This is a genomic window from Piscinibacter defluvii (assembly GCF_004011805.1).
Taxonomy (GTDB): domain Bacteria; phylum Pseudomonadota; class Gammaproteobacteria; order Burkholderiales; family Burkholderiaceae_C; genus Piscinibacter; species Piscinibacter defluvii.
The window spans coordinates 2088-28347 of the sequence record NZ_ML137199.1; the positions used below are offsets into that span (position 1 = coordinate 2088).

Sequence of the window (26260 nt, forward strand, 5' to 3'; positions counted from 1 at the left end):
GTCGGCGATCTCCAGCCGCAGGGCGGTCAGCGCAGCACTGGTGGCTTCGCGACGGTAGGACGGCTGGCCGCCCACCTCGAAGGTCTGGGACAGACCCGCACCCCACTCACCGCGGCGTTCCGACCCGGTGGTCGAAGGCACGGATCGTCGCGTCTGGTCGACGGACAACTGCGGGTTGTTGTAGAGCCACGCGCTTGCGTCGGCACGCTGCCCTTCGGCCGCCGACAGTTCGGCCATCTTCAAGCGCAGGGTCGGGCTTGCCGCCTCGGCCAGCGCAAGGGCTTCCGCAAGGCTCAGACCCTGCTGGGCCTGATTCGCTGAGGCTTCAGGGGGGAGGACGCCAGGCTTTTGCGCCGGGACTTGCGCCTGCCCGATGTTGGACAGGCAGAGCAGGGCACCGGCAAGGGCCAGCGACTTCGTTCGCATCGAATTCTCCAGGTTGCAATGAACAACAAGGCGGAAGAATTCGGCGAGGAGTAAGTCGCAAGGGGGCAACCTCAATGGATGTGACAGTCCCTCGCCGAATCAGGCGGCGAGGAGCCATTTGGGGCGTTCGATTCGGCCAGGGCGACCGGAATCCGGAAGAAGAAGCGTGGTCAGCGCCAGGACGGAGGACTGGATCGCAGAAACCGAAGCGGTCTGACTGGCACAAGGTTGCACACAACCCAGGTGGCAAAACGCACAGTCTAGATCGTCTGCGAGCACCGAGGACGTTTTGGCAGCGGAGCCTGAATCGGACTCCGCCTTGGCTTGGTGCTGATGGCTATGGTGCCCGAAGTGCCCTGAACTCGGAGCCTTCTCATGTCCGCAGTAGGGCGCAGCCGCACCCCAGGCAAACTGGAGCGGCAGAACGGCCAACAGGAAGAGTAGGACCAAGCGACGCACAACAAGAGTTTAGCGGACACGGACGGAACGCTGCTTGCCTGACCTCATCGCGGACATTCCGGTGGAATGTGAAACGCCCGCACGGCGCGACATGTTGCCGGTTTGGGTCGGCACCCCCAGTGGCTCAGTTTTCGGTCGGCGCCAACAAGGTGGTCGGTTACAAACTGGCAGCAGGTGGTCCAGGCGACCCGACCTTGCACTGGACGGTGCTGCCGCAACGGCGAGAGGTAGTTCGTCAAGGCAACTAGGTGCAGATGTGGGTCAGCCACTGCTTGAACGCATCGACCCTGCTGGACCTCTGGCCATCGCGCCAGGATCTGGATGAGTTCATGGTCAACGGTGTGCAGCAGGATCCCAAGCGCCAGCGCCGCAAGCCCTTGTCATGGTGGGCGTGGCTGGCGACGGATGGCAACCTGCAGTTCGGCGTCTACCGGCGCGCGCCTGGCTGGATTGCAGCGCCCCGCACCGGCAAGGCTGAACGGCGGGCTATCCTCGTTGCGCGCTATGCCGCACAACAGCGAGAACTCGCCCAGATCGTCAGCGAACCAGCGATGACTCGCGACGCTGATGGGCAGTGGCGCAGCGAGGGTCGTTTGGATCTGGCGGCGGGAACGACCTACAAGCGGACTTGGCTGCTGGCGGGCCGGCGAACGCATTGCAATGTCGTCATCGCGCCCCAGGGCCATGCCGACGGCCGCCAGGGTTGGATTCTTCGATGCGTTCAGTTGCCCGTGCGGGTCATTTCGCCCGACATCAATTCCGGCTTCGCCAAGCTCAAGGTCGATGTACGCGAGTACGGCCAATTCATCTGCACCACCGCCGGCAACCACGTGGCTGCGATTCGGTGCCGCCTCATGCCTTGGCCAGCAGTTGGGCGCCACTGACTTTTGCGGCGTCCTTGTCGAAGGTCCACAGGGGCGGCTCGCCGGCATGCGTGGCCAATGCGACGTGCAGGCAATCCGCGAAGTCTGCCGAAGCCTTGCGGAACAACTGCAGCGCGACCTCGAGCGCGCGCTCGGACTCGAAGGTCAGCTCGGCGGCCGAGAAGAGGCTGGACAGGGTCATCAGCACGTCGTCCTTGCCGAACTCGAAGCTGGACCGCAGCACCCACTCGAGCTCCAGCACGACCGTCAAGGGCACGAACAGCGTCGCGCCTTCGGCGACGCAGCGGCTGATGAGGCGCTTGGCTGCGGCCAGCTGCGCTGCGTCGTCCTGGACGATGTAGCGCACCAGGACGTTGGTGTCGAGCGCTGGCATCGATCCGCCGAATTCAACGCCAGGGGTTCATGTCGTCGATGCCGACGTGCTTGCCCTTGGGGGCCTTGAGCATGCCGGCCATGTCGAGGATCGACTTGGTCTTAGCCCGAACGATGATGGTGCCGTCGGGCATCGCCGACCAGACCAGCCGCGTGCCGGGCTTGGCATCGACGAGCGCCCGGATGTCGGCGGGCACAGTGGTCTGGCCCTTCGCGGTGATGGTTGATTCAGCCATGGCGTCAGTCCTTACATCTGGCGCCATTGTAATGCGAATGCGCTGGATTTGGTTGGCGCCTCAGCCGGCTGTCGCAGACTGCCAAGAGTGGGCTGGAACATTCGTTAGAAGAAACTAGGAACAGTCCTTAGAAAATGAACGCGTACCGCGAACCGGGCGGCCCCGGAACCGCGCGCCTGACGCCCGCCCGAGTTGACATAAACATTAAAGTCGCTCACTCCGCCTGCTTGCGACCATTGCGCCGAGGTGACGCAAGGTGGCGGTTGCGTCCTCGGATCTCTCTGGCCAAAGACCTCAACGTCACCGCTGTCGTGGACCGCGCCGCCTCCCTGGCGGAGGCGTCGAATCGTAGGGCCACGAGTTCCGTGGCCGGCTTGGACAACTGGCGATCCGAGCCGGCATTCTTACTGAATCGCGCCCCCGGCGCACACGGCCGTTGCGCAGGGTCAGTCAAATGCTCATGATGCTTCCATCTTGAGTGCGATGGAACCGTCGCCAAGACTCGACCACCTCCGAGAACGACATGAGCCGCAGCGACGCCAGCCAAGCCGAACTGATGCGAACCGGCCATCAGCCCGCAGCTCACAACCGATGGCTCGCCGCCGAGATCCAGGACGCGCTGCGCGATCCGCGGCCAAGCGTCCCTCTCGAACAGGCCATGGCCGCCATGGAAGCTGAGATCGACGCGGTCGAGCGCGAGTCGGCCATCGATCGCGCTCCGGCTGAACAGCCATTCCCTTCCAGAGCCCCGCGTCGACAGTGAACATCAGCATGTTCTTCGCCTGGTGAGGTTCCCTGCAGGAGGTTTGCGCACGATGTTGCCTGGGGAGATCAAGGATCAAGGGTCGGAACGAGGCGGCTTGGTAGCTGCTAAGGCCCGGGGCGCAGCGGCGCGCGCCCGATGGATCGAGGAAGGACTCGTGGTGCCTGGTCCGCAACTGGCACAGGCGTGGGGGATCTCCCAGGAGACCCTGGCGACCGCCACCGCAAGTAGCGAGGTGGTCAGCATCGCCATCGACGGCAGCGAGTACTTCCCCAAGGCGTTGCTGAGCCTGGATCGTTTGACCGCAGGTGCGATCTGCCGCGCGCTGCGGCAGCTCCAAGACATCGAGAAGCTGATGTTCTGGCTGCGCGACCACGGAGCCCTTGGGGGCAGGAGCGTAGCTGCAGCATTGGAGGCCGGGACGCCGACCGCCAAGGTGACCGCTTTGGCGGAGGCCTGGGCGCGCGAGCGGACAGACGCAAGGGTCCAGATCGACGACGTGGTCGGGTGTCCTGATCGCAGTTCGTGACCAGGAGGGGAAGGCCCATTTCGGAGCCCAATGGTCGCCGGAGGTAGACGGGCGGACCGCTTCGTCGAACGGCGCGAGTGCTGTCGCGTCGCATGTCCCGCGGTCATCTGCGGGCTCCGTCGGGCCTGTGAGGGGTCACGAAAAGCTGAAGGCCGACAAGGGGTTACGTCGGACCTGGCCCCGCATGACGCCGAATGAGGACGTCCAATGTCGAACGCCAACATCCAGCCGTGGCAGTCTCATAACCGTCGCAGGTTCAAATCCTGCCCTCGCAACCACGAATCACCGAAGCCCGCCCCGTGCGGGCTTCGTCTTTTCCGGCATGCACAGCCCCAGTGCCGGCCCCGATGGCCGCCGTTTCGCCGGCGCGGCTAAGCTGCGGCGAGGAGGTCACCGATGCTGCCCCACGACCCGCACCGACGCGCGCATGCGCCGCGCGACAAGATCGTCAGCGCCGCCGAGGCCGTGCGCCTGATCCACGACGGCGACACGGTGGCCACCGGCGGCTTCGTGGGCATCGGCTTCGCCGAGGGCATCGCCGTGGCGCTGGAGGAGCGGTTCCTCGCCACGCAGGCCGAGACCGGCCGCGGCGCGCCGCGCGACCTGACGCTGGTCTACGCCGCCGGCCAGGGCGACGGGAAGGAGCGCGGACTGAACCACTTCGGCCACGAGGGCCTGGTGCGGCGAGTGGTCGGCGGCCACTGGGGCCTGGTGCCGAAGCTGCAGGCCCTCGCGGTGGCGGGGAAGATCGAGGCCTGGAACCTCCCGCAGGGCGTGATCACGCACCTGTTCCGCGACATCGCTGCCGGCAAGCCCGGCACGCTCTCGCGCATCGGCCTGGGCACCTTCGTCGACCCGCGCCTGGGCGGCGGTCGCATCAACGACACGAGCCGCGACGAGCTGGTGCGCCTGATGGACATCGACGGCGAGGAACTGCTCTTCTACAAGGGCTTCCCGATCCACGTGGGCATCATCCGCGCCACCACGGCCGACGCCGACGGCAACCTCACGATGGAGCGCGAGGCGCTGACGCTCGAGGCCTTGGCGATTGCGATGGCGGCGCACAACAGCGGCGGCATCGTGATCGCGCAGGTCGAGCGGCTGGCCGAGCGCGGTTCCCTGAACCCGCGCCAGGTGAAGATCCCGGGCGTGCTGGTCGACTGCGTGGTCGTGGCCGAGAAGCCCGAGCACCACCAGCAGACCTTCGCGACGCCCTACAGCGCCGCCTATGCGGGCGAGATCCGCGTGCCGGTGGCCACCCTGCCGCCGCTGCCGCTGACCGAGCGCAAGGTGATCGCGCGGCGCGCCGCGCTCGAGCTGCAGCGCAATGCGGTGGTGAACCTCGGCATCGGCATGCCCGAAGGCGTGGCCGACGTGGCCACCGAGGAGAAGATCTTCGACCTGCTGACGCTCACCGCCGAGCCCGGCGTGATCGGCGGCATCCCGGCCTCGGGGCTGAACTTCGGTGCGGCGGTCAACACCCAGGCGATCATCGACCAGCCGAACCAGTTCGACTTCTACGACGGCGGCGGGCTCGACCTGGCCGTGCTCGGCCTCGCGCAGGCCGATGCCCAGGGCAACCTGAACGTCAGCAAGTTCGGCCCGCGCCTGGCCGGGGCGGGCGGCTTCATCAACATCAGCCAGTCGGCGCGCGAGGTGGTCTTCGTCGGCACCTTCACCGCCGGCGACCTGCAGGTCGAGGTGCGCGGCGGCCGCCTGCACATCGCCAGCGAAGGCACGATGAAGAAGTTCGTGCGCGAGGTCGAGCACCGCACCTTCAGCGGCGCGGTCGCACGCCGGCGCGGCCAGCGCGTGCTCTACGTCACCGAGCGCTGCGTGTTCCGCCTGGTCGACGGCGGGCTCGAGCTGATCGAGATCGCGCCGGGCATCTCGCTCGAGCGCGACGTGCTGGCGCAGATGGAGTTCGAGCCGGCCATCAGCGCGCAGCTGCGCCCGATGGACCCGCGCCTGTTCGAGCCCGGCCCGCTCGGCCTGCGCGAGCGCCTGCTGGCGGTGCCGCTGGCGCAGCGGCTCGAGCTCGACGCGGCACGCCGGCTGCTGTTCATCGACTTCGAGGGCCTCGCCGTGGCGAGCGCGGCCGATGTCGATGCGATCGAGCGGGCCGTCGGCGCGCTGCTGGAGCCGCTCGGCCAGCGTGTCGACGTGGTGGTCAACTATGACCACTTCAGCATCCCGGCCGAGCTGATGGACGCCTACACGGCGATGGTGCAGCGGCTGGCGGCGCGCTACTACGGCCGCGTGACACGGTATGCGGCCAGCGGCTTCCTGAAGGCGCGGCTGGAACGCGAGAATCCTGCCCGATGAGGACGCAGGTCGCGCTCCACCACGCCAGCCGCCTGATCAACCACGGGCCGACGGTGCTCGTCACCAGCGCGGCCAACGGGCAGCGCAACGTGATGGCGGCGGCCTGGTCGATGCCGGTCGAGTTCACGCCCCCGCGCGTGGCGGTGGTGATCGACAAGAGCACCTTCACGCGCGAGCTGGTGCTGGCCGGTGCGGCGTTCGCGCTCAGCATTCCCGGCCGCGCGCTGGCCGACCTGACCTATACCGTGGGCAGCGTGTCCGGGCGCGACGGCGGGGACAAGTTCGCGCGCTACGGCATCGAGACCTTTGCCGGACCGGCGCTCGGCTTGCCGCTGATCGAGGGCTGCATCGCCTGGCTCGAGTGCCGCCTGATCCCCGAGCCGCATGCCCAGCAGGCCTACGACACGTGCTTCGGCGAGGTGTTGTCCGCCTTCGCCGACGAGCGCGTGTTCGCCCAGGGGCGCTGGTCGTTCCGCGACGACAACCTCGAGCAGCACACGCTGCACCACCTCGGTGGGGGACAGTTCGCCTGGCCGGCGCGTTCCCTCCAGGCGAGGGTGCTGCCGAACGTGCGCTAGTTGACGGCGTACACGTCCTGCAACCGCTGAAACCGTTGCGGGCCCCCACGCCCGCGCCCGCCGCGGCCACACTGCGGCCATGCCTTGCCCGATCCTGCTCCGTGCCACCGCCGCCGTGCTGCTGCTCGGCGCCGCGGCCGCGCAGGCCGAGCCCTGGCTCGATGCGGATGACCTGCAGCGCAACGGCGCCGTCTCGCGGCGCCTGTGGTCGCCCGAGTCGGCCTCGGTGACCTGGGGCGGCGTGCGCCTGTCGGCCGGGGTCGCGCTCGGCCTGCGCGGCCCGCTGCAGGCACAGCTCGGCCGGCGCCACACGCCGGCCCTGACGATGGAACTCGGTGCCCGCTCGTCCGTGTCGCTGCTGCCGGGCAACGACGGCGCGATGCTGGTCTGGCAGACCGCGCCGTAGCGTCGTCGTTCAGGCCGCCTGGCCGGCCAGCACCTGCGCGCGCAGATCGTCGTACTCGCGCTTGGCCACCGGTTCGGCATCCTGGCGGCCGAGGTCGTTCATGTGCAGGCGGTAGGTCTCGCGCGCCGTCCAGGCCGAGATGGCCGCCACCACCGTGATCGCCAGCGTGATCGCGCCGACCGTCAGTGGGATGTTGCTCGCCCCCGGGGGCGCCACGGCCACGAACAGCGCCGGCAGCAGCGCCGTCACGGCGGTGCCCAGGTTCTGCGAGATCGCCATGCCGGAGACGCGCGTGCGGGTCGGGAACATCTCCGGGTAGAAGCTCGGGAACACCGCGTTGTAGCCCTGGTAGACCACGCCCCACATCAGCAGCGACATCGCGACGGCCAGCCACACGTTGTGCACGCTGATCGCGTACAGGTAGCCGAACGACAGCAGACCGGCGAGCACCGAGCCGACGATGATCGGCGGGCGCCGGCCGATGCGGTCGGACAGGTTGCCGACGAACGGGATCACGATGCAGGCGACGATGTTGCCCAGCACGGGGATCCACAGGTACACGTCCTTCTCGAAGCCGATGCCGTAGCCCGGCTGCACCGCGTAGGCGGCGCCGAAGATCGTCGTCACGACCGGAATCACGTTCATCAGCGAGCACAGCATAACGCGCAGCATGTCGCGCCAGCTCTCGGTGACGGCCTGGATGACCGGCGCCTTGGGCACCGCCTTCTGCTCGCTCTCCTCGGCGAAGGCGGGGGTCTCCTGCACCTCGCGGCGGATGATCCAGCCGGCGATGATCACGACCACGCTGAGCAGGAACGGGATGCGCCAGCCCCAGCTGTTGAAGTCGTCCTTGGGCATGTAGTGCGCCAGCGGCAGGAACACCGCGGCGGCGAGGATCTGGCCCGCCTGCACGCCCTGCAGCGTGAAGCTGGCGAAGAAGCCGCGCCGGCCGAACGGCGCATGCTCGAGGATCATCGAACTGGCGCCGGAGATCTCGCCGGCCACCGCGAAGCCCTGGATCAGGCGCAGCAGCACCAGCAGCGCCGGGGCCAGCAGGCCGACCTGCTCGTAGGTCGGCAGCAGGCCCACCGCCACGGTCGAAAAGCCCATCAGGAACATGCACAGGATCAGCACGTTCTTGCGCCCGTGCGTGTCGCCCCAGTGGCCGAGGAAGAAGGCGCCGATCGGCCGCGCCACGTAGCCCACGCCGTAGGTGGCCAGCGAGGCGATGATGGCCACGGTCGGGTCGGTGTTCGGGAAGAAGACCTGCGGGAAGATCAGCGAGGCGGCGGTCGCGTAGATGAAGAAGTCGTAGTACTCGAGCGCCGAGCCGATCCAGCCACTGGCGGTGGCCTTCCTGGTCTGGTGCGCCCCGTGCGGTTCGTGCTCGGTGAGGCTGGACATCGATGTCTCCGATGGTGTGGACGTGTCCGGGCACTGTAGGCAGCGGGGCGGGCAAATCCCAGTGCCGTCCCGAGGAGAACGATCGATGATCGATCGCATTCGCGCGATCATCGATCGCAGTTCGGGTTATCCCTGGTCAAGCCCCGCGCCACCGTCGACCGCTCCCTGCTGATCGAGGGGCTGGGCAAGGGCTTGCGTGTGATCGAGTCCTTCTCCGACGAGCAGCCGCGCCAGACCGCCACCGAGGCCGCGCGCCGCACCGGCCTGACGCGCACCGCCGCGCGCCGCTACCTGGTGAGCCTGGTGCACTACGGCTATGCGGCCACCGACGGCAAGCACTACTGGCTGCTGCCGGCGGTGCTGCGGCTCGGACGCAGCTACCTCGAGTCGGCGCGCCTGCCGCGCCTGGCGCAGCCCTTCCTGCAGCGGCTGTCGATGCAGATCGGCGAAACCGCCAACCTCGGCGTGCTCGACGGCCACGAGATCGTCTACCTGTCGCGCAGCAACTCGCCGCGGGTGCTGTCGATCGGCTTCCATGCCGGCGCGCGGCTGCCGGCGCATGTGGTCTCGCCGGGCTACGCGATCCTGTCGACCTTCGACGAGGCGGCGCTGGAGGTCTGGATCGCGGCGCACGACTTCGCCAAGTTCACGCCGCAGACCATCGCCGCGGCCGAGGGCTTCCGTGCCGCGGTGGAGGCCACGCGGCGGCTCGGCTACGCCTTCGTCGACCAGTACATCGATGCCGGCCTGTGCGGCCTGGCCGTGCCGCTGACCGACCGGCGCGCTCGCTGCGTCGGCGCGATCAGCACCACCTTCCAGGCTCAGGCCTGGCCGCGCGAGGCGGCCCTGACGCGCCTGCTGCCGGCGCTGCAGGACGCGGCCGGCGCCATCCGCGCGGTGCTGTGATCACGCCAGGCCGGCGTCGGCGTTGACGGTCGCGGGGTCGACCTGCAGCGTCGCGGCCGCCTCGAGGATCTCGCGCCAGGTGGTCGGGTCCACCGGCACGCCGTCGCGGCGGCGCTGCGCGCGCGTCGCCCGTTCCGCGTCACCGGCCACCTGCACCGCGCCGAAGCCCTCACGCAGCGGGCTCTCCTGCACCCAGTCGATGAAGGCCCGCGCCTGCGCCTCGAAGGCCGCCGCATCGCCCAGCGCCGCCGGGTCGATCAGCACGCTCAGCATGCCGTTGAGCACGCGGCGCCTGCCGTCGTCGGCATCGTGCAGCGTCCGCCCGGCGGCCAGCGCGCCGCCCAGCAACTCGCACAGCAGCGCCAGCCCGTAGCCCTTGTGGCCGCCGAAGGCGAGCAGCGCGCCCCAGGGCGGCGCCACGGTGTAGCGCGGCTCGGTCGTGGGGCGGCCCTGGTCGTCGAGCAGGCAGCCCGGCGCGACCGGCTCGCCCTTGTTGTGCGCCACGCGTGTCTTGCCCTGCGCGATCACGCTGGTGGCGAAGTCCAGGATCACCGGCGCGCGCCCGGCCAGCGGCACGCCGGCGCAGAACGGGTTGGTGCCGAAGCGCGCGTCCGCACCGCCGTGCGGCGCGACGATCGGCCGCGAGATCACGTTGACGAAGTGCACCGACACCAGCCCGCTGTCGGCGCACTGCTCGGCCCAGGCGCCGATGCGGCCGAGGTGGTGCGCGTTGCCCAGCGCGACGATGCAGCTGCCCGCGGCACGGGCGCGCTCGATGCCCAGCGCCATCGCCTCGCGCCCGATCACCTGGCCGAAGCCGGCCTGGCCGTCCAGCCGCAGCAGCGTGCCGGCGTCGGCCAGCAGCTTGACGTGGGTGTTCGGCTGCAGGCCGCCTTCGCGCCACGCGTCGACGTAGCGCGGCAGCATGCCGATGCCGTGCGAGTCGTGCCCGGTGAGGTTGGCCTCGACCAGGTTGGCCGCCACCGTGGTCACTTCCTGCGGGGCGCTGCCGAAGCCCCGCACGACGCGCTCGACCGCGCGCTGCAGCCGGTCCGCCGGCACGAGATGTTGCTTGTCGCCCATGGTTCTGATTCTGCAATGGGCACAATGCGCGCTGCAGAACCGGGCGGCAGCTGGACCGTCGTCGGGCCTGCCAACGACCAAGGAACGCCGATGAAAAGCTACAAGGCCCTCCGGGCCCAGATCGCCAAGCTCGAGCAGCAGGCCGAGGCCATGCGCCAGACCCAGGTGAAGGCCGTCGTGGCCCAACTGAAGAAGACCATCGCCGAATACGGGCTGACCGCCGAGGAGCTCGGCCTCGTACCGGGTGGCCGCGGCGGACGTCGCGCCGCCAAGCCGGCGGCCACGCGCCGTGCCGGCAGCGGGGTGGCCAAGTACCGCGACCCGAAGACCGGCCAGACCTGGACCGGCCGCGGCCGCCCGCCGGCCTGGATCGCCGGGGCCAAGGACCGCGACGCCTTCCTGATCGCCGCCGCGCCGGCGGCCGAGGCGGCAGCCGAGCCCGCTGCGCCCGCCGCGCCGCGTCGCGCCAAGGCGGCCAAGGCCGCCAAGACCGCCAAGACCGCCAAGGGGCCCAAGCGCGCCGCGCCGCGCAAGGCGGCAGCGAAGAAGGCGCGTCGCACCAGGGCGGCGAACAAGACGCCGGCGGTGCAGATCGAGGGCGGCGTCGCGATGGAGTGAGTCCGCGGGGCGGTCGGCGCCCCGAGTCCGCTCAAGTGTGGCCAAGTTCACTTGCGGCGCGCCGCGCGCTTCGCTACCGTGCGCGCTTTCTTGCGTCGGAAACGTCCTGACACCACATGCCGCAACGCACGCCTGTCTCGGATGAGCAGCTGGCCCGTGCGCAGTACCAGGCCGACCCGCTGGCGGATGACACGATCGCTGCCATCCTCGGGCCGTGGCCCGCGGACCTGGCGGTGCTCGGCGGCGATGGCGCGCTCGCCGCGCTCGAACCGCAGTGGGAGCGCCTGCGCCAGGTGAACCTGGCCATCGCCGGCTGGCAGACCAACGCCGACGTGGCGCACTGGCAGGCCCCGGTCGACCTGCCCGCGGCCATCGCGCAGCCGCTGCGCCGCTACCTCGAGGCGGCGCACCGCCTGCCCGACTGGGCCGACCGCGCGGCGCTGGCGCGCGCCGAGGCGATGTTCTTCGACCAGGGCCTGCTCTCCGTGCTGCTGCTGTTCTGCGCCAGCCTGCCGGAGTGTTACGTCGTGCCGGACCTGGCCGAGGTGCTGCACACCACCGGCGCGCTGGAGCAGCGCACCGACTACCGCATCCGCAGCACCGCCGCGATGATCTTCCCGGTGATGATGAGCGGCGGCCTGACCGACCCGGCGGCCGGCGGCGTGGCGCAGGTGCTCAAGGTGCGCCTGATCCACGCCACCGTGCGCCACCTGATCCTGCGCGGCACCCCCGCCGACGCGGTGCTGCCCGGCGCGGCGGCGCTCGCGCCGCTGGCGCTGCACGGCCCGGCGGCCGGCATGCACCAGGCGCTGTTCGCGCACGGCTGGAACGTGCCCGAACGCGGCCTGCCCAGCAACCAGGAGGAGCAGGCCTACACGCTGCTGACCTTCGGCTACGTGCCGCTGCGCGGCATGCGCAGCCTCGGCGTGCCGGCCACGCCGCAGCAGGAGCGCGACGTGCTGCACGCCTGGAACGTGGTCGGGCACCTGGTGGGCATCCGCGACGAGCTGATGGTCGAGTCGATGGGCGAGGCGCAGGCGCTGTTCGAGCGCATGCAGCAGCGTGGCCGCGCCGAGCCGCGCCAGCCCGACCACCGCGGCGCACTGGCCGGCGCGTTGTTCGCGACGCTGGCGCAGGTGATCCCGGTCGCCGTGCTGCGGCCCTTCCCGCTGCTGCTGTGCCGACGGTTGATCGGCCCGCGCTCGTCGGCCGACCTGCGCCTGGACGGCCAGGTCGGCTGGCTGAGCACGCTGCTGTTCGCGCTCGCCATGGGACTGGTGCGGGCCATCGACACGGTCGGCCGCTGGTTCTCGCCCGGCTTCTCGCTCGCGCGCCTCATCAGCCGGCTGCTCGGCACCCAGCTGATCACCGGGCTGCTGATGGACCAGACGCGCCCGCTCAAGCTGCCCGAGCACCTGCGGGCCAAGACGGACCAGATGCTGCGCGCCTGGGCGGCCGGGGGGCGCGCGTGAGGGCGCTGACGGTCCTGCTGCGCTGCCTGCTGCTGGGGCTGCTGCTGGCGGCCGTGCTGCCGGCCCGGGCCGGCGGCGAACTGCTGCTCGAGGATGCCCGGACCCGTGTCGAGGCCTGGCCGGTGGTGGAGGTGCTGCCGGATCCGCAGCGACGGCTCGACTGGGTGGCCGCGCTGCGCGCCGCCGACCACTTCGAGCCGCCCGATTCGGCACGCCAGACGCTCGGGCTGCGCAAGGAGGCGGTGTGGCTGCGCATTCCGCTGCGCACGGCGCCCGACAGCCGCGCCCGCTGGCTGCTCGACATCGACTACGCGGTGTTGAACCGCATCGACGTGCACCTGCTGCGCGAGGGGCGGCTGGTGCAGCAGGCGCGCCTGGGCAACCTGCAGCCCTACGCCGAACGCCCGGTGCGCTCGCGCTCGCACGCTGTCGCGCTCGAGCTGACGCCGGGCGTGCCGCACGAGCTGCTGCTGCGCGTGGACACGCTGGGCGCGATGATCCTGCCGATCACGCTGACGCGGCTGACCGAGTTCCACAGCCGCGCGCAGGACGAGATGCTGCTGCAGGGCCTGCTCACCGGCCTGGCGCTGTGCCTGGTGCTCTACACGCTGGCGCAGTGGGCCTCGACGCGCGAGCCGCTGTTCCTGAAGTACGCGCTGCTGACCTTCGGCAGCATGATGTTCTCGGTGGTGCAGTTCGGCCTGGGTGGCATGTACCTGTGGCGCGACAACCTGTGGCTCGAGCAGCATGCGGCCGGGCTGGCGGCGCTGCTCGCCTCAGGCTGCACCTTCCTGTTCGTCGAGGAGGTGCTGCGCGGGACGGACGTGGGCCGGCACTTCAGCCGCGTGATGTTCGGCGGGGCTGCCGCGCTCGGGCTGACGGCGCTGCTGTACGCGCTCGACCTGATCCACGTGCACCTGGTCAGCACGGTGGTCGGCTCGCTCGGGCTGCTGCCGGCGCTGATGGGCCTGCCCGGCGCGGTGCGGCGCGCGCGCCGCGGCGACTCGATCGGCTGGTATTTCCTGGTCGCCTGGCTGGGCTACTTCGTCTCCACCGCCACCATGGTCGGCGTCATCAAGGGCCATGTGGACGCGAACTGGTGGACGCTGCATTCGTTCCAGGCCGGCGCGGCGCTGGACATGGTGCTGTTCCTGCGCGTGCTGGGCCTGCGTATGAAGGCGGTGCATGCCGCCGCTGTGCATGCGGTGCGCGAGCGCGACACCTTCGTCTCGTTGGCCCACACCGATGCGCTGACCGGGCTGCCGAACCGGCGCGGGCTCGACACCCGGCTGGCCCAGGCGATGCGCGACTGCGCGCCCGAGCGGCTGCTGGCCGTCTACATGATCGACCTGGACGGCTTCAAGCAGGTCAACGACCGCCACGGCCACGACACCGGTGACGAACTGCTGGTGCAGGTGGGCCGGCGCCTGCAGTCGCAGCTGCGCTCCAGCGACGTGGTGGCACGCCTGGGCGGCGACGAGTTCGTCGTCACCGCCGCCGGCCTGGCCGACGAGCAGCAGGCGCGCGACCTCGGTGCCAAGCTGGTGGAGGCCTTCCGCACGCCCTTCGAGCTGTCGGGGCAGCGTCGCATCGAGGTCGGCCTGACGATCGGCTTCGTGCTGGTGCCGCAGGACGGCGTGGATCCGGTCAGCCTGCTGCGCCAGGCCGACGCCGCGATGTACGCCGGCAAGCAGGGCGGCAAGGGCTGCGTGCGCCGCGGCGTGCCGCCGGCCCAGCCCGGTTACGCCGGCAGCGTGTAGCGCGTGCTCGGGCCCTTGCCGGTCTGCTGCAGCAGACCGCGCTCGGCCAGCAGGCCGAGGTGCTTGGAGGCGGTGGCCGGGCTCAGCCCGCACAGCTCGGCATAGCGGCTCTTGTTCAGCGTGCCCTCGGCCAGCAGGTGCTGCAGCAGCGCCTGGCAGCGCTGGTTGGTGATGAGGTCGGCCGTGGCCGCACGCCAGGCGGCAGCCAGGCGCTGCTCGCGCGAGATCTGGCGCTCGAAGGTGCGGCGCAGGCCGTCGAGCTCGTCGGCGAAGCGACCGCCCAGCGCGTGCCGCTCGATCAGCGCCAGCGCCGCCTCGCGCTCCTTGACCGCCACCGCGAGGTAGGCGTTGGCGATCGCCAGGCGGGCCCGCACATGCTCCTCGGGTGCCGCCGGCACGGCGAGGCGCTCGCGCTGGCGTGTCACCTCGCTCATCTCGGGCAGGTGGTCCACCGCCTCGGCGCTCAGCAGCCGGTCGCGCGAGCGGTCGTCGGCAGGGCCGAGGATGTCGCGCTTGAGCCGGTTCGTGCTTTCGGCATGCGACGGGTCGCTCTCGTGCGGCCAGACCGCCACGGCCGCGGCGGCATGGCGGTCGCCGCGCTGCTCGTCGGCCGGGTCGCGGGTCTGCTTGAAGCGCAGGTAGGCCACCTCGGCGAGGTTGTAGTGCGCCACGCCGGCCACCCGGCGCAGCTGCGCGCGCAGCGCGATCTCCAGAGCCTGCTCGTACTCGACGCTCGCCTCGGCGTAGTGGCCCTGCCAGAAGTGCGCCACGCCGAGGTTCAGGTGCGTGCTGGCCAGGATCTCGGGGTCCACCGCCATCGTGTCGGCCAGCGCCAGCACGCGCCGCGCGTACTCGCGGGCGCGCTCGTAGTCCTTGGCCTCGCCGTAGATCAGGCTCAGGTTGCCGCAGGTCTTGAGGATCGCCTGGCGGTCGTCGACCCGCTCGTACAGCAGCAGCGCGCGGTGGCGATGCTCGATCGCGCCGGGCAGGTCGCCGCTGCGCCGGCAGCATTCGCCCCAGGTCTGCTCGAGCATGGCCTGCGTGGGCAGCGTGATGCCCGGCCGTGCGCACAGCTGCTGCGCCCGCTCGAGCACGGGGCGGGCGCGCGGGTCGTTGCGCAGCACGTACAGCCAGGCGAGGCGCACCAGCGTCACCGCATAGGCCTCGATGACGCGGTCGGTCGCGGCGCGGTCGTCGGCCACGCCCGAGCGCAGCAGCGCGTCGGCGCTGTCCTGGTAGCAGGCGAAGGCGCGGTCCATGTCGCGCAGCTCGTGGAACTTGCCGAGCTCGCCGTAGACCACGCCGAGCATCAAGGTGTCGTCGCCGGCGGCCGCCTCGCGCAGTGCCTGCTCGCAGGCCTGCAGCTCGCGCTCCGCCTGGCCACGCATGCGCCACAGCGAGGCCTCGGCCAGCAGCAGCTCGCAGCGTTCGCGCACGCCGACGGCGGTGCCGTGCATCGCCTCCAGCAGGGCATCGGTCTCCGGTTCGCTGGCCAGCTCGACGCTGTGCCGCTGCAGCGCCTGCGCGAAGCCGGCCTGGTCGCCGGCCTGGGCCAGGTGCCACAGGGCCGAGGCGCTGTCGTGCCGGGTCAGCGCCTCGCCCGCGCGCTGGCGGTGCCAGGCCTGGCGCTGCGGCACGCCCTCCAGGCCGAGCCGCGCCAGCGCTTGGTCGCTGGCCATGCCACGCAGGGCCAGGCGCGCGGCCGCCGGGCCGGGGGGATCGCCGAGCAGCGCCGCCAGGCCGCGCTTGCCCTTGTCGAGGTAACGGTAGTAGGTGCTCGGGCCGACCGACCACAGCCCGCACAGGTGGCTGGCGGCCGGCTCGTCGGCGTGGCCGCGGTAGCGGTCGCGGAAGGCCGGCACCGAGCCGAAGCCGAACTGGCACCACAGGGCCAGCATCGGGCGCCAGCTGGTGCGGTCCAGCCAGGCCTCGCGCGGCACCGGCACGTCCTCGCCGGCGCGGTCGGGCCGCAGCTGCAGCACGGCCCAGCGCAGCAGCAGGCCGACGGCCGCGGCGCCCGCGCCCTCGCGGGCCGTGTCGCCGCCGCTGGCCAGCACCGGCGCCAGCCAATGCCCCTGCAGCCAGCGTGCGATGCGGCGATGCCGGCGCAGCCAGCCTTCGAGCGTGCCGGCCTTGTGGGCCGCCAGCAGGGCGCCGACCAGCGCCTCGGCCAGCGCCGGTGGCGGCATGCGTCGCCGCGCCGCGGGCGCCGGGACGGGAGAGAGGCTGGGGGTTTCCATGGGCGGCCGAAATCGTCTCACGATCGTCTGAGCAGCACCATCCCACCGAGGGACGAGATGCTTGTGAATGCAATTCGGGCAGGATTACCGTTGCCGGCCTGAACAAGAACGAGGAGCTCCCATGACCCTGCCCCGGCTGTTGCCCGAGAAGCCCAACGACCCGGCGCGCACCGACAGCGTGCTGCTGGCCGTGTACGCACCGTTCGGCACCGACCCCGTGCTCAGCACCTTCCCCGACGGCGACAGCCAGACCCTGGCCCAGCACCCGCTGGTGCAGGGGCTGCTCAAGGTCGCCGATGCCGGCGTGCACGTGTGCGCGCTGATCGACCGGGTCGACGACGACACCTGGCTGGTCGAGATCGAGGCCGGCAAGCCGGCCGGCATGGTGGTCACCTCGCGCTGGAAGCAGGACATGTCCCAGCCGCGCAACTTGGCCGGCTTCCTGCGCCACGCGCACCGCAGCCGCCCGACCGCGGCCATCGTGCTGGCGCTGGAGGGTCATGGTGCCGGCTTCCTGCCCGAGATCGACCGCACCCAGCTCGACACCGCCACGCTGACCGACAACGGCCGCTTCGAGTGGCGCTTCGACGACGACAGCGCCGCCCCGGTGCTGCCGGGCGATGCCCCGCTGCTGCCCGGCGGCTCGCCGATGCTGCCGGGCGGCTCGCCCATGCTGCCCGGCGGCTCGCCGATGCTGCCGGCCAATCACATGCCGCTGTCCACCTGGGGGCTGGGCGCGGCGTTGAGGATGGCGCTGGAGGCGGGCGTGCCGCGGCTGTCGGTGATCCACTTCGACAACTGCTTCAACATGTCGGTCGAGGTGCTGCACACCGTGGCGCCGTATGCCGACTACGCCACCGGCTACCCCAACTACAACTTCTTCACCGCCGGCGCGCCCTACCCGGGCGTGTTCGACAAGCTGCGCCAGCAGGGCAGCGCGACGGCCCAGCAGCTCGCGCTCTGGTTTGCCGAGGGCAACCACGCCATCCTGCAGGCCAAGGGCAACCACCCGACCGCGGGCTGCGTGGTGCGGCTGGCGCGCATGGGGGCGATCGCCGAGCGCGTGGACGACCTGGCCGACGCGCTGCTGGCGGCGATGCGCAGCGCGCCCGGGGCGGAGCAGCGCAAGGTCGTCGTGCAGCGCATCATGAACGCCATCATCCTGGCGCAGCAGTACGACACCGAAAGCGGCTTCTCGCTCGAGACACCCGACCAGCTGACCGACCTGTACAGCTTCGCCTCGCAGCTGCTGAAGTTCGACTTCCGGCCGCACCCGGTGCACCCGGCCTGCCGCGCGCTGCAGGATGCACTCAAGGGCATCAAGGTCTACGGCGACGCCGACCAGCCCTGGGTGGCCGACGGCACCGGCATCACCTGGAACTTCGGCTCGCCGCTGCTGGCGATGAACATCTTCCTGCCCGACCCGCTGCTGCGCGGCGTGTGGGACTGGCGCAGCCCGTTCTACCTCGACGTCAACCCCGATCCGGCGCGACCGCCGGTGCAGCCCCACATCATCGAGTTCGTCAAGGTGACCGACTGGGTCGACTTCCTGATCGAGTACCACCGCGACTCGCCGCTGGATGGCAGCTACGTGCGCCTGCTGCCCGCGGCGATCCCCGAGTTCCCGGTCTTCAACGCGAGCTTCAAGCCGAGCCAGAAGGTCCCGGGCAGGCCCGGCAGCACCGGCGCGGCCGGCACGCTGCCGCACCTGCCCTACAACCCGCCGGCCGCGGGCCGGACCCGTCGCACGCAGGGCTGACGCCGTCGCTGCCCGCGCGGGCCACCCCGGTGTCCGGCCGGGGTGGCCCGCGCCGCTTGCGGGGGCGGTCGGCGGCGCGACGATCGTCTGTCGATCGTCGCCGCTCCCCCCCCATCCGGACCGGCCGTGGCTGCGTCGCAATGGGAAGCACGGTGGACTGAAATGAACCCAGGACGACACCGCAGCGCGGATCGTCCGGATCACCGACACCGAGGACCATCATGCTGAACACCCAACTCCTCCATGCCCTTCCTGCCGAACAGGCACGCTGCCGCGAGCTGGTCCGCAAGTACGTTGCGATCGGTTCGGCAGGGGCGTTTGCCTCGGCCCTGATCGAGGCCTCGCTGCGCCGCGCCGACCGCGCGGTGATCGACGGCGACGAGCAGGACATCCGCCGCGCGCTCGAGGAACTGCAGGCCTACGAGGGCGCGCGCCGCGCGCCGCTGCGGCTGGCGGCCTGAGCCGCGCTGCGGGCCCCGGGCGGGGGTACGATCCCCGCCCGGACCATTTGGAGGAGCCCGCATGCAGCCATCCGGCAAGATCCTCGTCGCGCAAGGCGGCGGACCGACCGCAGTGATCAACCAATCGCTCGTCGGCGTGGTGCTGGAGGCGCGGCGCTTCCGCGAGATCCGGCAGGTGTACGGCGCGCGCCATGGTGTGCGCGGCATCGTCAACGAGGACTTCGTCGACCTCACGCAGGAGACCAGCCACAACCTGGAGATGGTGGCCGGCACGCCCGCCTCGGCGCTGGGCTCGACACGCGACAAGCCCGACCTGAAGTACTGCCGGGAGATCTTCAAGGTGCTGCAGGCGCACGAGATCGGGCACTTCTTCTACATCGGCGGCAACGACTCCTCCGACACCGTGCGCATCGTCAGCGAGGAGGCGCAGAAGGCGAACTACCCGCTGCGCTCGATCCACATCCCTAAGACGATCGACAACGACCTGGTCGGCAACGACCACACGCCCGGCTTCCCCTCGGCGGCGCGCTTCGTCGCGCAGGCCTTCGCGGGCGCGAACCTCGACAACGCCGCGCTGCCCGGCGTCTACGTCGCGGTGGTGATGGGGCGGCACGCCGGCTTCCTGACCGCGGCCTCGGCGCTGGGCAAGAAGTTCCCGGACGACGGCCCGCACCTGATCTACCTGCCCGAGCGCACCTTCGAGCTGCCGAAGTTCCTGGCTGACGTGAAGGCCGCCTACGAGCGCTTCGGCCGTTGCGTGATCGCCGTCTCCGAAGGCATCCACGATGCCAGCGGCCAGGCGATCGCCGCGCAGCTCGCCAAGGACCTGGAGCACGACGCACACGGCAACGTGCAGCTGTCGGGCAGCGGCGCGCTGGCCGACCTGCTGTGCGAGGAGATCAAGGCCAAGCTTGGCATCAAGCGCGTGCGCGGCGACACCTTCGGCTACCTGCAGCGCAGCTTCATCGGATGCGTCAGCGACGTCGACCAGCGCGAGGCGCGCGAGGTGGGCGAGAAGGCGGTGCAGTACGCGATGTGGGGCGACCGCGACGGCTCGGTGGCGATCAAGCGCACCGGCTACTACTCGGCCGACTACGAGCTGGTGCCGCTGGCCACCGTGGCCGGCAAGACGCGCACGATGGACGACGCGTTCATCAGCGACTCCGGCACCGATGTGACCGACGCTTTCCGCCTCTACCTGCGCCCGCTGCTCGGCTCCGGCATGCCGGATGCATTCCGGCTGCGGCCGAATCCGGTGCCCAAGGTGCTCAAGCGCTAGACAGACGCTACGGCCGCACCGCCGGCGTCTCCAGCGGCATGCCAGCGGCGCGCTGCATCAGGTACAGCTCGAGCTCGACCCATTCCGGCGCGTCCGGGGCGAAGGGCTCGGCGCGCACGCCGGCCAGGCAGCCGCGCAGGCGCCGCTGCAGCGAGCCGAGCGCCTGCCATTCGAGCCGGTAGACCGGGTAGCCGGTCGGGTGGCCCTGCGGGATCGTGCTGCCGCCCAGCCGCCCGCCGGCCAGGCCGTCGTGGCAGTGGGTGCAGGCGAGGTTGAGCTGGCCGAGGCGTTGCCCGTACAGCACGCGGCCGCGGTCGCGCCAGGGGGCCAGGCGCGGGTCCGGGTCGGGCGTGATCGGCAGGGCGCGCGACTGGTGCGCCACGTAGGCCTCGAGCGCGAGCCGGTCGCCGTCCTCCGGGCCGGGGCGCGGCAGGCCCTGGCGCACGCGGCAGGCCGCGATGCGCTGGCCGAGGGATACCGGCCGGCCGCTCGCCGCATCGAAGCGCGGATGGCGCGTGGCCGCGCCGCGCATCGACCGGGGTGCCTCGCCATGGCAGTCGCTGCAGCGCTGCCCCCGCGGCCCGGCCGGCTGGTCCCACAGCGCCGCACCCTCCAGCACCGACAGCAGCCCGGGGTTCTGGGCGTCGTCGCGCTGCAGCGCCTGCAGCGCCGGGCTCATGTCGTCGAAGCCGGAATGGCGCGCCGGCGGGGCGGGGGCCGGGGCCTGCGCGCAGCCGGCCGCCAGCATCAGCGCCGGCAGCCAGCGCGTCATCGCGCCATCCAGTCGGCCAGGAGGCGGCGCAGCCCGGCCCAGCCGGCCACGCTGGCCGGATCGCCGTCCGCAGCCCGGCGTTCGAGCTGACGGGCCTGCTCGCTCGCCACCTCGTCGCCGAGCAGCAGCAGCACCGACTTCAGGCTGTGCGCCAGGCGCCGCAGGGCCGGCAGGTCCGCCGCCGCGGCGCAGCGGTCTCCCTCGGCCAGGTCGGCGGCGAACTGCTGCACCGCCTGGTCGCGGAACGCGGCAAACAGCGCGGCGTCGCCACCGAAGTGGCGCTGCACCGCGTCGCCCGAGGCGGGGGCCGCCGGCGCCACCGGGGCCGGTGCGGCCCCGAGCGCCGATTCGACCGCCTCGAGCAGCGCGCCGATGGACACCGGCTTGTCGAGGATGCGCCAGACACCGAGCGCCTGCAGCCGCTCGCGCAGCGCCGCATTGACCCCGGCGCTGAAGACAATGCTGCGCGGCTGCGGCGGCGGCCCGGCGAGCAGCTCGATGCCGTTGCCGTCGGGCAGCATCAGGTCGGTGACCAGCAGGTCGGCGGGCTCGGCCAGCGCGGCGCGACCCGCCTGCAGGCTGGCGCATTCCACCAGTGTCAGCGGCAGCTCCTCCAGGGCCAGCGCGACGAAGCGGCGGATCGACGCATCGTCCTCGACGAGCACGACCCGTGCGCCCATCGCCGTCGCCGTGCGCCCCGTCAGCCGGCCTGCTCGGCGGCGGCCAGGCACTCGCGCAGGCGGCGCGGCAGCTCGGTGACCAGCTGCGACTTGTGCACCACCGGCACGCCTTCGAGCGCGAAGCGGTAGGGGCCGCGGTCGGCCTCGTCCAGCGAGGTGACGACGATCAGCTGGATGCCGTCGAACTGGCGGTGCGAACGCAGGCTCGTGATCAGCGTGGCGCCGTCGATGCCTGGCAGCAGGATGTCGACGATCAGCACGCGCGGGCGCAGCTGGCCGGCCATCGCCAGGCCGGAGATGCCGTCGTCGGCCACCTCGAAGGCGAGCTCCGGGAACTGCTGCCGCAGCAGCAGGCCGATCAGGTTCTGGTAATGCTTCGAGTCCTCGATCAGCAGCACCGTCGCCGGGGCCGCAGCGGACGGCCTGGGCGCGGGTTCGGCCGGCGCAGCGGCATGGCGCCGGTCCAGCCACTGCTGCACCGATTCGGCGGAGATCCGGCGGTGGCCGCCGGGGGTCTTCCAGGCGGACAGCTCGCCGCGGTCGACCATCAGCTGCACCGAACGCACGGCCATGCCGAGCATGCGCGCCACCTCGAGGGTGCTGAAGTCGCCGCTGGCGGTGTCGATGGCGGGGCGGTCGGGTTTCATCCCGAGCGATTTTGCCAAGAGTTGCCGCCCGGCGGGCCCCCGATTTGGGATCGATTGCCGCCCAAAGATGATAATAATGATCGTGAGCCCGTTCCTGTCTTCCTCCTTCGCCGTCACCGCGCCGCCCCCGCCCATGCCGGACTCGGGCGGGCTGTCGTTCGAGCCGGCGGCAGCGGCGCAGATGGAGCGCCTGGTGGCCGACCTCGGGCGCATGTACCGCGAACGCAACGACGCGCTGCGCGAGGTGGCGCGGGCCCACCACGACGCGCTGTTCCGCCTCGCGCTGGCGGCCGACTACCGCGACGACGACACCGGCGTGCACATCGTGCGCATCGGCTTCCTGGCCGAGGCGCTGGCGCGTGACGCCGGCTGCCCGGCCGACTGGGCCGCGATGCTGCGCACCGCCGCGCCGATGCACGACGTGGGCAAGATCGGCGTGCCCGACGGCGTGCTGAAGAAGCCCGGGCCGCTCGACGCGTCCGAGCGCGCGGTGATGAACCAGCATCCGCGCATCGGCGCGGAGATCCTCGGCCAGTCGCGCATCCCGCTGTTCCGCCTGGCGGCCGAGGTGGCGCTGGCGCACCACGAGCGCTGGGACGGCAGCGGCTACCCGAGCGGCCTGGCCGGCGAGGCGATCCCGCTGGCCGGCCGCATCGTCGCGGTGGTCGACTTCTTCGACGCGCTCACGATGGACCGCTGCTACCGCCGGGCCTTCGACGACGCGCGGGCGCTGCAGATGCTCGCCGAGCAGCGCGGCCGCGCGTTCGACCCGCGCCTGGTCGACCTGTTCCTGGCCGACGCGCCGACCTACGTGGCGCTGCGCGAACGGGTCAACCGGGCCGCGCCGAGCTTCGCCGACCTGGTGCGCGGCGTGGACGCGCTGGCGCAGATGAACGAGCAGGTGCAGCCGTGATGCGCCGGCTCGTGTGGGCACTGCTGGCGGCCGCGCTCGGCCTGCCGATGCCGGCCGCGGCCGGGCCGGTGCTCGATCGCATCAAGGGCAGCGGCGTGCTGCGCGTCTGCATCTGGCCCGACTACTACGGCGTCAGCCTGCGCGACCCGCGCAGCGGGCGCCTGTCGGGCATCGACATCGATCTGTCGGCCGAACTCGGGCGCGACCTCGGCGTGCGCATCGAGCATGTCGACTCCTCGTTCGCGACGCTGATCGCCGACCTGAAGGAGGGCCGCTGCGAGGTGGCGATGTTCGCGGTCGGCATGCTGCCGAAACGCATGGAGCAGCTGCGCTTCACGCGGCCCTACCTGCGCAGCGACGTCTACGCCATCGCGCCCAAGGGCAGCCGCGTGGTGCGCAGCTGGGCCGACATCGACCAGCCCGGCGTGCAGGTGGCGGTGCAGGCCGGCACCTTCATGGAGCCGGTGATGGCCGCGGCGCTCAAGCGCGCCACGCTGGTGGTGGTGCGACCGCCGGCCACGCGCGAGCGCGAGCTCGAGGCCGGCCGGGTCGACGTGTTCATGACCGACTACCCGTACAGCCGCCGCCTGCTCGACAACGCCGACTGGGCCGTGCTGATCGAGCCGCCGGCGCCGTTCCATCCGCTGCCCTACGCCTATGCCGTCAGGCCGGGCGACGAGGACTGGCTGGCCACGATGGACGGCTTCGTGCAGCGCATCCAGCGCGACGGCCGGCTCGACGCGGCGGCGCGCCGCCACGGCCTGAGTGCGATCGTGGCGCGCTGATCGATCCCGCCGATGCAGCGCACAGCGTTCGCCAGCCTGGCCCTGAGCCGCTGGGTGCAGCTCGCCGGCGTCGCGCTGGCCATGACGGTGATGGCGGTGGCCGGCTTCGAGCTGCGCCACGAACGCCAGCGCGAGGTCGACGAAGCGCGTGCGCGCCAGGCGCTGCACGCGCGCGTGCTCGAGGACCAGGTCACGCGCAGCATCGAGTCGACCCGGCTCGCGCTCTCCGCCGTGGCCACGGCGCTGGCCGCCGGCGAGCCGCGGGCACCGGGCGCGAGCGGCTTCGCGGTCGAACTGGCGACGCTGCCGCAGCTGCGGGCACTCGCGGTGCTCGACGCACAGGGCCGGGTGCTCGACAGCAGCGCGCCGCGCGAGGTCGGCCAGCGCATCGATCCGGCCCGGCTGGGGCCCTGGCCGGCGCCCGGGCGCGACCGGCTCGGCGCCTACCTCGGCGTGCGCAGCATCGGCGACCTCGCCGAGGGGGCCGCCGCGGTGCCCTCCGGCATCGGCTCCGTGCCGCTGCTGCTGGGTGCCAGCGGGCGCGACGGCCGGCCGCTGCTGGTGCTGGCGCTGCTGCACGCCGACGGCTGGGGCAGCCACATGCGCGTGGCCATCGACGAGCCGGCGACGCTCGGCATGCTGCTGTCCTTCGACGGCCAGGTGCTGGCCAGCACCGATGCGCGGCTGGCCGAGCCGGGCCGGCCGACGAGCGCACACACCGCGTGGCGCGAGCGCCTCGTCCGGCGCGACCATGACGACGGCGTCGGCGCCGGCCTGGGTGGCGCCGACCAGGTGTTCGCCTACCGCGCGGCGCGCCGGCTGCCGCTGGTGGTGGTGGTCGAACGTGCGCGCCACGACGTGATCGCCGGGCGGCGCGCCGAGGAGTTCGGGTTGCTGGGCGGCGCCGGTGTGGTGGCGCTGTTCGTGCTGCTGGCCTCGACCGTGGCCGCGCGCAGCCTGCGCGGCCGCGAGGCGGCGCGTGCCCAGGTGGTGCGCAGCGAGCGCGAGCTGAGCCTGATCGTCGGCAGCGTGCAGGAGCTGCTGTTCCGCACCGATGCGCAGGGCCGGCTGACCTTCGTGAACGCACGCTGGAACGGCGCCGCCGAGCCGCTCGGCCGCACGCTCGCCTCGCTGGCCCTGCCGGGCGACGCGGCAGCGCTGCAACAGCTGTTTGCCGACGACGGCGGCCAGGCGCCGCGTTCGGTGCAGGCGCGCCTGCGCGACGCCCAGGGCACGCCGGGCGGGCGCCGCTACGGCATCAGCGTGACGCCGCTGCGCGAGCCCGGCGGAGTGCTGGCCGGCTTCGCCGGCAGCGCGGTCGACGTCACCGAGCGCTGGGTCGCGCAGCAGCGCCTGCAGGCGCAGCTCGACTTCACCGAGCTGCTGCTGGAGATCGTGCCGATCCCGATCGCGCTGCTGGACGCGCAGGGGAGCTACCTGACCGTCAACCGGGCCTGGGAGCAGTTCTCCGGCCGGCGCCGCGCCGAGGTGCTGGGCCGCGCGGCGCGCGACTTCCAGACCGCCGAGGACGCCGAGCGGCACCAGGCGGTCGACCGCGAACTGCTCGCACTCGGTGGCAGCCGGCGCTACGAGGCCGGCTTCCTGCGGCACGACGGCAGCCGCGCCGACCTGCTGGTCAGCAAGATCGCGGTGCCGGGCGAGGACGGCCGGCCCAACCGCATCCTGTCGGCCTTCATGGACGTGTCCGAGCTGCGCCGCGCCGAGCGTGCGGTCGGCGAGGCGCGCGACGCGGCCGAGGAGGCCTCGCGCGCCAAGTCCGAGTTCATCGCCAACATCAGCCACGAGCTGCGCACGCCGCTGCAGTCCATCATCGGCTTCTCCGAGCTGGGCATGGTGCGCGGTCGCGCGCACGAGAAGCTGGCGGCGATGTTCACCGACATCCACGCCTCGGGCCAGCGCATGCTGGCACTGGTCAACGATCTGCTGGACGTGGCCAAGATCGAGAGCACGGTGGGCACCTTCCACCTCGAGCGCACCGACCTGCGTGCGCTGCTGCGCGAGGTGGTCCGCGAGCTCGACCCGCTGCTCGCGCCGCGCCAGCTGCGCATCCAGGCGCAGCTCGCCGAGCAGCCGCTGGTGGCCAAGGTCGACCCGCTGCGTTTCCAGCAGGCGGTGCGCAACATCCTGGCCAACGCCATCAAGTTCTGCGCCAGCGGCCACGCGATCGACCTGCTGGCCGAGGCCACGCCCGAGGGCGAGGCGCACATCGCGGTGCGCGACCGCGGCCCGGGCATCCCCGAGGCGGAGCTCGAGAGCATCTTCGAGGCCTTCGTGCAGTCCAGCCAGACCAAGGACGGCTCGGGCGGCACCGGGCTCGGCCTGGCGATCTGCCGCAAGATCGTCGCGGCCCACGGCGGGCGCATCCGCGCCGAGAACGCCGCCGGCGGCGGCAGCGTGTTCCACATCCACCTGCCGCTGCGCGGCTTCGCCGACACCCAGCCGGCCGACATGGTCTGAACCCGCGCAGGCGGGCTCGGCGTGA

The 26260-nt window shown here is 71.7% G+C and carries 25 protein-coding genes and 1 pseudogene; 16 read left to right on the plus strand and 10 right to left on the minus strand.

Translation table 11 applies throughout. The features are described 5' to 3' along the window. Together D9C15_RS06990 and czcI are read right to left on the minus strand one after the other, a co-directional pair. Positions 1 to 426, minus strand: a pseudogene (locus tag D9C15_RS06990) (TolC family protein); the annotation flags it as partial. Positions 427 to 525: 99 nt separating this feature from the next. Continuing rightward, positions 526 to 885 carry a cation efflux protein, CzcI family gene (gene czcI / locus D9C15_RS34530; protein WP_375138755.1) on the minus strand — a complete coding sequence of 120 codons (360 nt, stop codon included), beginning with the start codon at positions 883 to 885 and terminating at the stop codon, positions 526 to 528. A 248-nt stretch (positions 886 to 1133) separates the two neighbouring features. On the opposite strand from czcI, the gene D9C15_RS06995 reads away from it, so the two are divergent. Further along, positions 1134 to 1769, plus strand: a complete 636-nt coding sequence (locus D9C15_RS06995) for a hypothetical protein (RefSeq protein ID WP_127996735.1) — start codon at positions 1134 to 1136, stop codon at positions 1767 to 1769. Here the strand turns inward: D9C15_RS06995 and D9C15_RS07000 are convergent. Then, complete coding sequence (locus tag D9C15_RS07000) at positions 1738 to 2142, minus strand: type II toxin-antitoxin system VapC family toxin (RefSeq protein ID WP_127996736.1); 405 nt, start codon at positions 2140 to 2142, stop codon at positions 1738 to 1740. The genes D9C15_RS06995 and D9C15_RS07000 overlap by 32 nt on opposite strands. Before the next feature lie 13 nt (positions 2143 to 2155). Then, positions 2156 to 2377, minus strand: a complete 222-nt coding sequence (locus tag D9C15_RS07005) for an AbrB/MazE/SpoVT family DNA-binding domain-containing protein (protein WP_127996737.1) — start codon at positions 2375 to 2377, stop codon at positions 2156 to 2158. Positions 2378 to 2900: 523 nt separating this feature from the next. Between D9C15_RS07005 and D9C15_RS07010 the strand changes: the two genes are divergently transcribed. From D9C15_RS07010 to D9C15_RS07030, 5 genes are all read left to right on the plus strand, one after another. Further along, a complete protein-coding gene (locus D9C15_RS07010) occupies positions 2901 to 3140 on the plus strand; it encodes a hypothetical protein (RefSeq protein ID WP_127996738.1) in 240 nt (79 codons plus the stop codon). 160 nt (positions 3141 to 3300) lie between these two features. Beyond that, entirely contained in the window at positions 3301 to 3669 is a 369-nt protein-coding gene (locus D9C15_RS07015; RefSeq protein ID WP_127996739.1) for a hypothetical protein, read from the plus strand. 396 nt (positions 3670 to 4065) lie between these two features. Then, positions 4066 to 5994, plus strand: a complete 1929-nt coding sequence (locus D9C15_RS07020) for an acyl CoA:acetate/3-ketoacid CoA transferase (RefSeq protein ID WP_127996740.1) — start codon at positions 4066 to 4068, stop codon at positions 5992 to 5994. Then, positions 5991 to 6572, plus strand: a complete 582-nt coding sequence (locus tag D9C15_RS07025) for a flavin reductase family protein (RefSeq protein ID WP_127996741.1) — start codon at positions 5991 to 5993, stop codon at positions 6570 to 6572. The genes D9C15_RS07020 and D9C15_RS07025 overlap by 4 nt, the downstream gene beginning before the upstream one ends. Positions 6573 to 6651: 79 nt before the next feature. Further along, the gene (locus D9C15_RS07030; protein WP_127996742.1) at positions 6652 to 6978 is read left to right on the plus strand and encodes a hypothetical protein; all 327 of its coding nucleotides are present in this window, start codon (positions 6652 to 6654) and stop codon (positions 6976 to 6978) included. Between the two features lie 9 nt (positions 6979 to 6987). Here the strand turns inward: D9C15_RS07030 and D9C15_RS07035 are convergent, their stop codons facing one another. After that, a complete protein-coding gene (locus D9C15_RS07035) occupies positions 6988 to 8382 on the minus strand; it encodes an MFS transporter (protein ID WP_127996743.1) in 1395 nt (464 codons plus the stop codon). Positions 8383 to 8562: 180 nt separating this feature from the next. Between D9C15_RS07035 and D9C15_RS07040 the strand changes: the two genes are divergently transcribed. After that, a complete protein-coding gene (locus tag D9C15_RS07040; RefSeq protein WP_259372595.1) occupies positions 8563 to 9288 on the plus strand; it encodes an IclR family transcriptional regulator domain-containing protein in 726 nt (241 codons plus the stop codon). Here D9C15_RS07040 and D9C15_RS07045 read toward each other — a convergent pair whose 3' ends face one another. Beyond that, positions 9289 to 10371, minus strand: a complete 1083-nt coding sequence (locus tag D9C15_RS07045; protein WP_127996745.1) for a malate/lactate/ureidoglycolate dehydrogenase — start codon at positions 10369 to 10371, stop codon at positions 9289 to 9291. A gap of 90 nt (positions 10372 to 10461) precedes the next feature. Between D9C15_RS07045 and D9C15_RS07050 the strand changes: the two genes are divergently transcribed. From D9C15_RS07050 to D9C15_RS07060, 3 genes are all read left to right on the plus strand, one after another. Continuing rightward, the gene (locus D9C15_RS07050; protein ID WP_127996746.1) at positions 10462 to 10989 is read left to right on the plus strand and encodes an H-NS histone family protein; all 528 of its coding nucleotides are present in this window, start codon (positions 10462 to 10464) and stop codon (positions 10987 to 10989) included. A 116-nt stretch (positions 10990 to 11105) separates the two neighbouring features. Then, complete coding sequence (locus D9C15_RS07055; protein WP_127996747.1) at positions 11106 to 12461, plus strand: oxygenase MpaB family protein; 1356 nt, start codon at positions 11106 to 11108, stop codon at positions 12459 to 12461. Further along, positions 12458 to 14221, plus strand: coding sequence for a diguanylate cyclase (locus D9C15_RS07060; protein WP_164886672.1), 1764 nt, complete (start codon positions 12458 to 12460; stop codon positions 14219 to 14221). The genes D9C15_RS07055 and D9C15_RS07060 overlap by 4 nt, the downstream gene beginning before the upstream one ends. Here D9C15_RS07060 and D9C15_RS07065 read toward each other — a convergent pair. Next, a complete protein-coding gene (locus tag D9C15_RS07065; RefSeq protein ID WP_127996748.1) occupies positions 14203 to 16461 on the minus strand; it encodes a tetratricopeptide repeat protein in 2259 nt (752 codons plus the stop codon). The two genes, D9C15_RS07060 and D9C15_RS07065, sit on opposite strands and share 19 nt — an antisense overlap. A 121-nt stretch (positions 16462 to 16582) precedes the next feature. On the opposite strand from D9C15_RS07065, the gene D9C15_RS07070 reads away from it, so the two are divergent. The 3 genes from D9C15_RS07070 (at position 16583) to D9C15_RS07080 (ending at position 19960) form a co-directional block, all read left to right on the plus strand. Next, on the plus strand, positions 16583 to 18220 hold the full coding sequence (locus D9C15_RS07070) for a clostripain-related cysteine peptidase (RefSeq protein ID WP_127996749.1): 1638 nt from the start codon (positions 16583 to 16585) through the stop codon (positions 18218 to 18220). Between the two features lie 221 nt (positions 18221 to 18441). After that, a complete protein-coding gene (locus D9C15_RS07075) occupies positions 18442 to 18681 on the plus strand; it encodes a hypothetical protein (RefSeq protein WP_112189892.1) in 240 nt (79 codons plus the stop codon). Positions 18682 to 18742: 61 nt separating this feature from the next. Continuing rightward, entirely contained in the window at positions 18743 to 19960 is a 1218-nt protein-coding gene (locus D9C15_RS07080) for a 6-phosphofructokinase (RefSeq protein WP_127996750.1), read from the plus strand. Positions 19961 to 19967: 7 nt separating this feature from the next. Here the strand turns inward: D9C15_RS07080 and soxA are convergent, their stop codons facing one another. Genes soxA through D9C15_RS07095 form a run of 3 tightly spaced genes read right to left on the minus strand, consistent with a single transcriptional unit; the run spans position 19968 to position 22059 of the window. After that, complete coding sequence (gene soxA, locus D9C15_RS07085; protein WP_127996751.1) at positions 19968 to 20732, minus strand: sulfur oxidation c-type cytochrome SoxA; 765 nt, start codon at positions 20730 to 20732, stop codon at positions 19968 to 19970. Then, positions 20729 to 21412 (minus strand): response regulator, encoded by a 684-nt coding sequence (locus D9C15_RS07090; protein ID WP_127996752.1) that lies wholly within the window; start codon positions 21410 to 21412, stop codon positions 20729 to 20731. Before D9C15_RS07090 ends, soxA begins: the two co-directional genes overlap by 4 nt. A gap of 20 nt (positions 21413 to 21432) precedes the next feature. Further along, entirely contained in the window at positions 21433 to 22059 is a 627-nt protein-coding gene (locus D9C15_RS07095) for a response regulator (protein ID WP_127996753.1), read from the minus strand. A gap of 133 nt (positions 22060 to 22192) precedes the next feature. Between D9C15_RS07095 and D9C15_RS07100 the strand changes: the two genes are divergently transcribed. Genes D9C15_RS07100 through D9C15_RS07115 form a run of 3 tightly spaced genes read left to right on the plus strand, consistent with a single transcriptional unit; the run spans position 22193 to position 26235 of the window. Then, positions 22193 to 22972, plus strand: coding sequence for an HD-GYP domain-containing protein (locus D9C15_RS07100; protein WP_240668330.1), 780 nt, complete (start codon positions 22193 to 22195; stop codon positions 22970 to 22972). Further along, entirely contained in the window at positions 22972 to 23757 is a 786-nt protein-coding gene (locus D9C15_RS07105) for an ABC transporter substrate-binding protein (RefSeq protein WP_127996754.1), read from the plus strand. The genes D9C15_RS07100 and D9C15_RS07105 overlap by 1 nt, the downstream gene beginning before the upstream one ends. A 12-nt stretch (positions 23758 to 23769) precedes the next feature. Then, positions 23770 to 26235: an ATP-binding protein gene (locus D9C15_RS07115; RefSeq protein WP_205854746.1), complete on the plus strand. Its 2466-nt coding sequence runs from the start codon at positions 23770 to 23772 to the stop codon at positions 26233 to 26235. Positions 26236 to 26260 lie beyond the last annotated feature (25 nt).

Coding starts and splice junctions, on each gene's coding strand:
- D9C15_RS07030 (WP_127996742.1), top strand. CDS start 6,652: ATGCCTTGCCCGATCCTGCTCCGTGCCACCGCCGCCGTGCTGCTGCTC.
- D9C15_RS07025 (WP_127996741.1), top strand. CDS start 5,991: ATGAGGACGCAGGTCGCGCTCCACCACGCCAGCCGCCTGATCAACCAC.
- D9C15_RS07080 (WP_127996750.1), top strand. CDS start 18,743: ATGCAGCCATCCGGCAAGATCCTCGTCGCGCAAGGCGGCGGACCGACC.
- D9C15_RS07070 (WP_127996749.1), top strand. CDS start 16,583: ATGACCCTGCCCCGGCTGTTGCCCGAGAAGCCCAACGACCCGGCGCGC.
- soxA (WP_127996751.1), bottom strand. CDS start 20,732: ATGACGCGCTGGCTGCCGGCGCTGATGCTGGCGGCCGGCTGCGCGCAG.
- D9C15_RS07035 (WP_127996743.1), bottom strand. CDS start 8,382: ATGTCCAGCCTCACCGAGCACGAACCGCACGGGGCGCACCAGACCAGG.
- D9C15_RS07115 (WP_205854746.1), top strand. CDS start 23,770: ATGCAGCGCACAGCGTTCGCCAGCCTGGCCCTGAGCCGCTGGGTGCAG.
- D9C15_RS07100 (WP_240668330.1), top strand. CDS start 22,193: ATGCCGGACTCGGGCGGGCTGTCGTTCGAGCCGGCGGCAGCGGCGCAG.
- D9C15_RS07090 (WP_127996752.1), bottom strand. CDS start 21,412: ATGGGCGCACGGGTCGTGCTCGTCGAGGACGATGCGTCGATCCGCCGC.
- D9C15_RS07020 (WP_127996740.1), top strand. CDS start 4,066: ATGCTGCCCCACGACCCGCACCGACGCGCGCATGCGCCGCGCGACAAG.
- D9C15_RS07050 (WP_127996746.1), top strand. CDS start 10,462: ATGAAAAGCTACAAGGCCCTCCGGGCCCAGATCGCCAAGCTCGAGCAG.
- D9C15_RS07095 (WP_127996753.1), bottom strand. CDS start 22,059: ATGAAACCCGACCGCCCCGCCATCGACACCGCCAGCGGCGACTTCAGC.
- D9C15_RS07075 (WP_112189892.1), top strand. CDS start 18,442: ATGCTGAACACCCAACTCCTCCATGCCCTTCCTGCCGAACAGGCACGC.
- D9C15_RS07055 (WP_127996747.1), top strand. CDS start 11,106: ATGCCGCAACGCACGCCTGTCTCGGATGAGCAGCTGGCCCGTGCGCAG.
- D9C15_RS07065 (WP_127996748.1), bottom strand. CDS start 16,461: ATGGAAACCCCCAGCCTCTCTCCCGTCCCGGCGCCCGCGGCGCGGCGA.
- D9C15_RS07045 (WP_127996745.1), bottom strand. CDS start 10,371: ATGGGCGACAAGCAACATCTCGTGCCGGCGGACCGGCTGCAGCGCGCG.
- D9C15_RS07005 (WP_127996737.1), bottom strand. CDS start 2,377: ATGGCTGAATCAACCATCACCGCGAAGGGCCAGACCACTGTGCCCGCC.
- D9C15_RS07000 (WP_127996736.1), bottom strand. CDS start 2,142: ATGCCAGCGCTCGACACCAACGTCCTGGTGCGCTACATCGTCCAGGAC.
- D9C15_RS07105 (WP_127996754.1), top strand. CDS start 22,972: ATGCGCCGGCTCGTGTGGGCACTGCTGGCGGCCGCGCTCGGCCTGCCG.
- D9C15_RS07010 (WP_127996738.1), top strand. CDS start 2,901: ATGAGCCGCAGCGACGCCAGCCAAGCCGAACTGATGCGAACCGGCCAT.